This is a genomic window from Geminicoccus flavidas (genome assembly GCF_009806515.1).
Classification (GTDB): domain Bacteria; phylum Pseudomonadota; class Alphaproteobacteria; order Geminicoccales; family Geminicoccaceae; genus Geminicoccus; species Geminicoccus flavidus.
On record NZ_WUJP01000923.1, the window covers coordinates 1 to 7,568 of the forward strand.

10 protein-coding genes and 2 pseudogenes are annotated in these 7,568 nt (G+C 66.6%); 2 read left to right on the forward strand and 10 right to left on the reverse strand.

Annotated elements, in window-relative coordinates:
- Both EQG76_RS26600 and EQG76_RS26605 read right to left on the reverse strand, forming a co-directional pair.
- Positions 1-566: pseudogene (locus tag EQG76_RS26600) on the reverse strand (mandelate racemase/muconate lactonizing enzyme family protein); the annotation flags it as partial.
- A 13-nt stretch (positions 567-579) separates the two neighbouring features.
- A complete protein-coding gene (locus EQG76_RS26605) occupies positions 580-1,536 on the reverse strand; it encodes a zinc-binding dehydrogenase (RefSeq protein ID WP_235031577.1) in 957 nt (318 codons plus the stop codon).
- Here EQG76_RS26605 and EQG76_RS32530 point away from each other — a divergent pair.
- Entirely contained in the window at positions 1,420-1,704 is a 285-nt protein-coding gene (locus EQG76_RS32530; protein ID WP_235031578.1) for a hypothetical protein, read from the forward strand. The two genes, EQG76_RS26605 and EQG76_RS32530, sit on opposite strands and share 117 nt — an antisense overlap.
- A gap of 151 nt (positions 1,705-1,855) precedes the next feature.
- Here the strand turns inward: EQG76_RS32530 and EQG76_RS26610 are convergent, their stop codons facing one another.
- The 7 genes from EQG76_RS26610 to EQG76_RS26640 all read right to left on the reverse strand — a co-directional run bounded on the left by EQG76_RS26610 (position 1,856) and on the right by EQG76_RS26640 (position 6,088).
- Positions 1,856-2,329 carry a hypothetical protein gene (locus EQG76_RS26610; RefSeq protein WP_159717913.1) on the reverse strand — a complete coding sequence of 158 codons (474 nt, stop codon included), beginning with the start codon at positions 2,327-2,329 and terminating at the stop codon, positions 1,856-1,858.
- 32 nt (positions 2,330-2,361) lie between these two features.
- Positions 2,362-2,514 (reverse strand): hypothetical protein, encoded by a 153-nt coding sequence (locus tag EQG76_RS26615; RefSeq protein ID WP_159717915.1) that lies wholly within the window; start codon positions 2,512-2,514, stop codon positions 2,362-2,364.
- 110 nt (positions 2,515-2,624) lie between these two features.
- A complete protein-coding gene (locus tag EQG76_RS26620) occupies positions 2,625-2,879 on the reverse strand; it encodes a hypothetical protein (protein ID WP_159717917.1) in 255 nt (84 codons plus the stop codon).
- Positions 2,880-3,198: 319 nt separating this feature from the next.
- The gene (locus EQG76_RS26625) at positions 3,199-3,411 is read right to left on the reverse strand and encodes a hypothetical protein (protein ID WP_159717919.1); all 213 of its coding nucleotides are present in this window, start codon (positions 3,409-3,411) and stop codon (positions 3,199-3,201) included.
- An 11-nt stretch (positions 3,412-3,422) separates the two neighbouring features.
- Positions 3,423-3,638 (reverse strand): hypothetical protein, encoded by a 216-nt coding sequence (locus tag EQG76_RS26630; protein WP_159717921.1) that lies wholly within the window; start codon positions 3,636-3,638, stop codon positions 3,423-3,425.
- A 624-nt stretch (positions 3,639-4,262) separates the two neighbouring features.
- On the reverse strand, positions 4,263-5,819 hold the full coding sequence (locus EQG76_RS26635; protein WP_159717923.1) for a YfjI family protein: 1,557 nt from the start codon (positions 5,817-5,819) through the stop codon (positions 4,263-4,265).
- Positions 5,819-6,088 carry a hypothetical protein gene (locus EQG76_RS26640; protein WP_159717925.1) on the reverse strand — a complete coding sequence of 90 codons (270 nt, stop codon included), beginning with the start codon at positions 6,086-6,088 and terminating at the stop codon, positions 5,819-5,821. Before EQG76_RS26640 ends, EQG76_RS26635 begins: the two co-directional genes overlap by 1 nt.
- A 473-nt stretch (positions 6,089-6,561) precedes the next feature.
- Here EQG76_RS26640 and EQG76_RS26645 point away from each other — a divergent pair, with 473 nt between their 5' ends.
- A complete protein-coding gene (locus EQG76_RS26645) occupies positions 6,562-7,257 on the forward strand; it encodes a haloacid dehalogenase type II (protein WP_159717927.1) in 696 nt (231 codons plus the stop codon).
- Positions 7,258-7,361: 104 nt separating this feature from the next.
- Here EQG76_RS26645 and EQG76_RS26650 read toward each other — a convergent pair.
- Positions 7,362-7,568 (reverse strand): annotated as a pseudogene (locus EQG76_RS26650) (amidase family protein); the annotation flags it as partial.

Sequence of the window (7,568 nt, forward strand, 5' to 3'; positions counted from 1 at the left end):
GTGTAGCAGCTGTTCGCATCTACGAGCAGCGCCACGTCCCCTCCAAGAGACCCGCGTACCGCAGGCACGATGGCCTCAGTACGGCCTGGCCACTCGTCGCGATCGTGGCCGCATTCGCTGCCAACGCGGATCTTGAACGCATCATAGCCGTGCGCGTCGCGTAGGCGGACAAGGCGCTCCGCCTCGGCTTCAGGCGTGATGTCGCGCCTCATGCTCGATGCGTAGACCCGCAGCGGCCGCGGCCTGCCGCCTAGGAGTTCGCACACGCTCTTCCCTTCGATCCTGCCGCGCAGGTCCCAGAGTGCAGTGTCGAGCCCGCACAGGGCGCGCCAGACATAGGAGCCTGGGAACTTGTGCTCGCGGTCGGTGATCAGGTCTACGAGGCCCCCGACGTCCAGCGGGTCGCGGCCGAGCGCGTGCGGGGCGATCTGGCGATGGACAACGAGTGCAGTGATGTCGGCATTATAGGGTGAGACTTGGCCCCAGCCCTCGGTCCCATCGTCGGCGCGGACCCGCAGCATCGCGACATCTTGCGTGGCAAAGGTCTCGATGCTCGCGATCCGCACCACCAGCCCCCGCTCAGAACGTGATCACGTTGCGTAGTGCCGCACCGGCTCGCACGTCGTCGAGCGCCGTGTTGATCTCGCCCAGCGGGTAGCGCCTTGAGATCAGCTCGTCGAGTTTCAGCCGTCCCGCGAGGTACCACTCGGCCAGCATCGGTACGTCGACCTGCGGGCGTACGGAACCCATCTTGCTGCCGATAATGCGCAAGGCGTTGTCCGCGATGTCCACAGCCTCGAACTGGACCTTTACGCCCTCGGCCGTCATCCCGACGATAACAAGCGTGCCCCCGCGCCGCAGGAGCGTTGCCCCCTGCTCCATGGCACGGGCACTGCCCGCGGCGACGAACACGTAATCGGCACCACGCCCACCGGTCATGGAAAGGACTGATTCACGTGCGTCCTCCCGCATAGGGTTGACCGTTTGATCAGCTCCAAACGTTCGAGCGGCCGCCAGCTTCTCGTCAGAAAGGTCGACCGCGATGTTCGTTGCGGCGCCGCACAGCGCTGCACCCTGCACGCAGTTAAGGCCTACTCCCCCGGTCCCGATCGTGACCACACGGCTGCCAGGACGGACTGCGGCGACGTTGAGGACCGCACCCAGGCCCGTGATCACGCCGCAGGCAAGCAGCGATGCTTGGTCCAGTGGCACGGCACGTGGGATCGGCACAGCCTGGGAGGCGTCGACGACAACGTGCTCTGCAAAGGCGCCGGTGCGGATGCCCTGGCGGATGGGCTCTCCACCAGAGGATGTAAGTGGCGACTGCTCGTCGAGCGGGAAGTGTGACTCACACAGGGGCGGTTCGCCTTGAGCGCAGGCGTGGCAGGTGCCGCAGTGGCGGACTAGGGTGACCACGACATGATCGCCGGGTCGAACTCGGCCGACGCCCGGACCAACCTCCTCGACAATCCCGGCCGCCTCGTGCCCGAACACGGCAGGGAGGCTTCCGCCCCAAGCACCGTCGAGGGCGAGCACGTCGCTATGGCAGACCGCGCAGGCGGCGACCCTAACGAGGACCTCACCACGGCGTGGCGCTGCAAGGTCGACCTCCTCGATCGCGACCGGCTGCCTGAACACTCTGCAAACAGCCGCCTTCAAGGTCTGTTCCTTTTATATCTCGTCCTGCGCCGTCACCCCATGTAGTGCCGGCGGGCGAAGTCAAGACTGCTCTCGGATTCTGGGGTGGTCAATCCGGGCATAAGGAAGCCGGCCGCCCTGAAGGCGACCGGCTCCACGCCTTGAAGCGCAACGATCGCGCCGCCGCCGGCTCCTGCTCATCCGGCTCTTCCACCGTCTACGACCAGGCCAACGCCGCGCGCTCGGCGTCTTGCAACGGGCCATCCTCGCGGTGGTACGGCAGCTCCGCGATTCCAGCCTGACGCAGCATGCCGTTCAGGCGCCGGGCTAGCCGGCCCTCGCCAGCCTGCAGAGCAGTGTACTTGTCCCGCTCGCGGCTGAGGTCGAGCAGGGTCCGGACCGGCTTTTCTGCCTCCTGATAGTCGGCGATCGCGGTGGCCAGCGCCTGCATCGCCTTCTCGACCTTCGCCGCAACCTGGACCCGCGCGTCGACCTGTCGGGCGAGCTTCGCGAGGCGCTGGCGCTCCGCAGCGCGCCAGGCCTTCGCGGCTTCACGCTCGGCCTTGCCCCGCTCCCATGCCAACCGCACCCTCAGGTCGCCGAGCCGCTGTTCCTGGGCCGCGATCTCCTGCTCGACCGCCGCGACAGCCTGGTCGGGCACCGCGGGCTCGTTGGGCACCACCGACAACATTTCCGTCCTCTTCGACATTTCCTTGCACCTCACTAGTTGAACAATGCGGCCTGTTGCTGTCTTTCCTGGACTAGCCGGCGGGCTTCGTCATGAAGTTGTTCAGGGGTCATTTCTGCCCACCTGGGGTCGGGTTCGATCTTGGCCAGCACCTCCTTGCGGTATTGATGCAGTTCCTCCGTGGTCATGTTCCTCAGCTTGTCCTCAAGCTGTCGAAGCTCTGACTGGTCGGCAGTAGCGGCTCGCCTCTCCAAGAGCCTGAGCCGCTCTGATAGTTTGGACCTGGCGCTCCTGATCATCATTCCATCCCCGCCTGGTCACGCCGGATCCAGGACCAGCACAGCTCGTCGATCTCGTCGTCGCTCAGTCCCTCAATGTCCGACACGTCCACGCCGATGAGCGCCCGATGGCACAGCTCTTCGAGCGCCTCGGCGGAGAGCCCCAACAGGTCGTCCAGGATCTTGAAATTGCCCATAGCCGAGGTGATAGATGGCGCAGCCGCCTCCAGCGCCAGAAGCCGCTCTGCCAATCGAGCGCGATACGCCGGGGTCACCGACCACCTCCACGCTGGACGGCCTCAAGCGCCTCTATCCGTGCCTCGATCTCCGCGCCTTCCACGAGCCGAGCGGCCAGCGCCACGATCGAGGCAAGCCGACTCGCATCCCGTGGCTGGAGTTCACCGCTCAGCCCCAGGGCGTAGAGCTTCTGCAATTCGCGCCGGCACGGATCACGCTGTCCAGCCGAGACGGTCTCCGGGTGGGGGTGCTGCTCATCCTATTGAACTACCTCAGGAATCCGTCGCGGAACGGACCAGAACCGCACTGGAATGGCAAAAAATTGAGGACATGTGAGCCGTTTCGAGCCACTGCTGCTCACTGTTCCTGATCCGGAAGCTCCGCCACATCACCTGCCACGATTGCGGCGCGAGCCAGGAAGTCGGCGAAGGCTCGAGCAGCCCTTGCGGCTTGCTCTGGATGCGCATCAGCGATCCGCGCAACCGCCTGAAGCCGGTCAATCTCGCAGACGAAGCACCGACAGATCGATATGCCGGATAGGACTTCGATGAACTGGTGCTGGGTAGTCACCGTACGCTCCATCAATACGGGACAGGATCGTCGAGCTCGGCATGCCGGGCTTGCAGCGCCATCGCGGCCTGATGCTCGCGCTCCTGTCGACGCTGATCGCGGGCGGCCGCCGCGCTGGCGGATGGACGGCTGCTCTGACGCTCCTGCGGGCGCTCCCCGGGTTCGCTTAGGTAGATGTCCCAGGTGGGGTTGCCCTGCGCGTCATCCTGCCCACGGAAGCCGACCACCCGGCACTTCGCCAATCAGCCAGAAAGGTACGTATTGCCGTTTGCCGAGGTCCGCTCACTGAGCGTCGTCAGCAGAACCTTCGGCATCTGCGGGCGCCTAGTCATCGTTCCGTCTCCCCCTCGATCGCGCCCAGCTCGCCCCGCAGCGTGACCTCCGCAGGGTCGGCCAGAACATCGGCCGGCCAGCGCCCCGCGTCCCCGGCCGGTCCGCTGCCACCATCGTGTTGAATAGCCGGTCGAGCAGGCTCGGGTCGGCTGGTCGCCCCGCGTGTCGACCAGGAGCCCGGCCGGTCGCTCCTGAACCCGCCAGCCGCGGGCGCAGGCCTCGGCGAAGGCTGAAGGCTCAGTCGTTGCTACCCCTGCTACCCTGGCCGGCGAAACGAATCCGGAACGGCCGGAAGAACGGGCCGCGGGTAGCAACGGGTAGCAGACCGCCGAAGCGGCCGAATCCTCAGGAACGGCGTGGGTTTCGAGGGGATGGGTAGCAAAGTTAGCACGGTAGCAAAGCGGGTCGCGGGCGCCTGCGCGCATGTGCGTGCGCCCGCGCGCGAGAGGCAGTGGAGGAGAGAGAAGAAGGCGAAGTCCCCCTCTCTTCTTTTTGGGCCTGCCAGCGATCGACCAGGCTCATGGCACGCCCTGCCAGTCGGGGTTCACCACCAGCCGCTCGGACCGCCCCTCCCGGACGACCCGGGCCAGCCCGTTCTCGGTCAGCTTAGCGATCGCCCCGTCCCGCCGCTCCTTCGTCCTGGTCCGTGAGGGGCCGTACTGGAGAACGCGCTTCATCGTGACCGGTTCGGCCTGTTCCATCGTCCAGGACAGGAGCGCCGCGGCATCCGTGGCAACACCGTCCCGACCAATCATGGCGAACATCCGCCGGGCCTCGTGCAGGTGCCATGCCGCGATTTCGACGCCGGCGTCCATCGACCCGATGCCGATCTCGCCGGTCGGCCCATGCACCAGCACATGCAGCACCCCCGCGATCCGGGCTGCCTGTTCAGCTGCTTTGGAGCCGAAGTCCGGCAGGTCAGCGAGTTCTCCCCGCGGACCCAGCTCGCACTCGACGTCGTCGAAGAAGGAGCGCCAGCGCTCGAAAGCCGGCTGGCTCAAGGGTAGGATCGGCGGCTTGAGCACCATGGGCAAATCTGCCTCCGGATCCACCGGCAGCGGCATCTCCAGGAGCTGCGTCAGGAGCTCGTCCCAGACGGCCAGGGCAGGGGTCCCGGTCGAGCCAGCCTGGTAGAGGCGAAGGCCCATCGTCGAGCGCGGCCAGGCGATCAGGAACCGCGCCAGGAAGCCGGTACCGCGGCTGAGGCCATCGCCGGCGGCCAGGAGCTTGCTTACCACTTGGGCCTGCATCATGAGGCTGGCAGTAAAGCGCCGGCCCCGGACCTCTACGCTCTCCCTCGTCGACCGCCGCCGCGTGAACGGGTTGCCATCCCAGAGGCGATTGAGCAGGGCGAAGTAGCGCAGGATCGATTGCTCGCTCATACCATGCCCACTGACCACCAGGCCGCCCTCGTCGGACCAGAGAGATGAGGACGGCCAGCCGTTAGCCAGGTCGATCGACAGGGCCTCGGGGTTCGTGTCCTCCATAAACAGGACCGGTAGCGGATCCACGACCGGCATCGGTCCCATCCCCTGGAGCGCCGCCTCCAGCTCGATGGCCTTATCGCGCTCCTCGCGCTTGGCAGCCCCTACCGCCTTCTTGATCGCGGCGAGCAGGCCATCACGCTTTGCCAGCCAGACTGCCCGTCGATCCTTCTGTTGCTCGTGCCCGGGGCGGCGATTGGCTTGCTGGACCTGCTGCCACTGCCGGATCGCCCGAGCCATGCGCTTATCGGCGGTCGTCTTTCGCTCACCGCTCTCGGCGATCACCAGGAGGTTGAGCCAGGTCGGGCTGATCAGGCTCGGCGTGCGGGCGACGTCGGCCAATCCTTGGGTCACCAACGACGCGGTAGCCAGCGCGCTGCAGGCGACCAGCGCAATTGGCTGCTGGCCATAGGCGCGGACGTCCGTGATGGCATCCCGCATGACAGGCGGCAGCACGTGGAGCGGATACTCAGTGGACCGCTCATGATCGGCGAACAGTGGCACCATCTCGGGCCACGGCGCCTCGGCCGCCGCCTTGTCGGCGGGAGCAGTTGCACGATTGGTCAGCTCGACGACGGTCGCGGCGGCCATCACACGATCTCCCGCGGATGAGCGGCGCCAAAGGTCATTCCGCTGCGGATGGTGGGAGCCGCCTCGTTGGGGTGCAGCCCCATCTCCCGCGCCGTCAGCTCGAGGAGGTCGGCCACCGCCTGCCCATCCAGGAGGCCAGCCCCCACTAGAGAGCCCAGGCGGACCGCGGACGCATGCAAGGCATGGTTGCGGGCACCCTCTGCGGTGCCGGCCAACTGGCGCAGCTCGTTGTCGAGCGCCGCCCGGGCGTAGGCGCCGGTCGCCAGCATGCTAGCTCCCTCCGTCGGTCTCGTAGGGCGGGCACATGCTGCCGCCGCCCGCACCTGCTACGTGATCAATGATACCGACGCACGCGCCGCCTGCCTGCCACGGGCAAGGCAGGATCCCGGCATGTGCTATGCCGTACGGCGGGCCGATGTGCGGGCTCGATGCTTGGCCGAGGTTCGCTCGTGAGAGAACGTAGTCGAGCGCTTCCTCGGCCGCCGGCAGCGGCCGCCTGCGCAAGAGGGAGCCGATGACGTCATCCTACCATCCGGTGGTCAAGGAGATATCTGCTCGGGCGACGAGGCGTGGCGAGATGTTCCAGGTCCAGGGCAATCGGGCGCTGGGCTTCGCGAATGGCAGCGGGCTGTGAGGCAGCCGGCATGATGCGGCAGTCGGAGGGTTCGGCCAGCTGCCGGGCTTGAGCTGGTGGCTGGCCGGCAGCCATCATGGCTTGCACATCTCAAGCGGAGTGAAGTGGTTGCAGGTTGAGAGAAGAATTACGGCCATCGCGTTTGACGCCTATGGCACCCTGTTTGATGTCTTCTCGATCGGTGCGCTCGCCGAGGAGCTGTTTTCGGGCAAAGGGACGGCGCTGGCGACGATGTGGCGGGACAAGCAGCTCGAATACGCTCGGATCCGCACCATGTGCGGCCGGTTCGCCGACTTCTGGACGGTGACGGCCGATGCCCTGGATTATTGCTGCGAGCGTCTGGGGCTCACGGCAGATGCGGCGCTGCAGGCGCGGCTGATGCAGCAGTATGCCGAGCTCTCGGGCTATCCCGGCGACCTGGAGGCGCTGCATCATATCAAGGGGCTGGGCCTGAAGGTGGGCATGCTGTCTAACGGCTCGGCCCGGATGCTGAACAGCGCGATTACGGCGGCCAGCATGGACGGGCTGTTCGACCCGGTCATCAGTGTCGACCCGGCGCGGCGCTTCAAGACGGCGCCGGAGGCCTATCAGCTTGGGCCCGACGGGTTTGGCTGCCCGGTCGAGGAGATCCTGTTCGTCTCCGCCAATGGCTGGGACGTCTGTGGGGCCACCTGGTTCGGCTATACCACCTTCTGGCTCAACCGGGCGGGCCTGCCGGCCGAGCGGCTAGGCGTCGAGCCCCATGCCACCGGGCGGACGATGGGCGAGGTGGTAAGGTTCGTGGAGGCCTCCGCCCGGCGCTGAACCACGGCCGGGCAACCTCCGCCAGTACGGAGGTTGTCCGGATTCGTTCATCCGAATGAGCGGGCCATGGCCTGCGGCTCAGGCCGGATGGCTGGGGCCGAAGCTCAGTCCAGCGCCTGCGCCAAGCCTAGCAGCACCTCGTCAGAGCCGCGCCAGCCGATCAGGGACAGGCCCACCGGTATGCCCTGATAGTTCCCGAGCGGCAGGTTGATCTGCGGTATGCCGGTCAATCCGGCGATGCAGGTCAGCTCGATGATCCGACTGACGGCAGCCAGCAGCTCGGAAAAGCCGTCATTGCGGTAGGGCGGCAG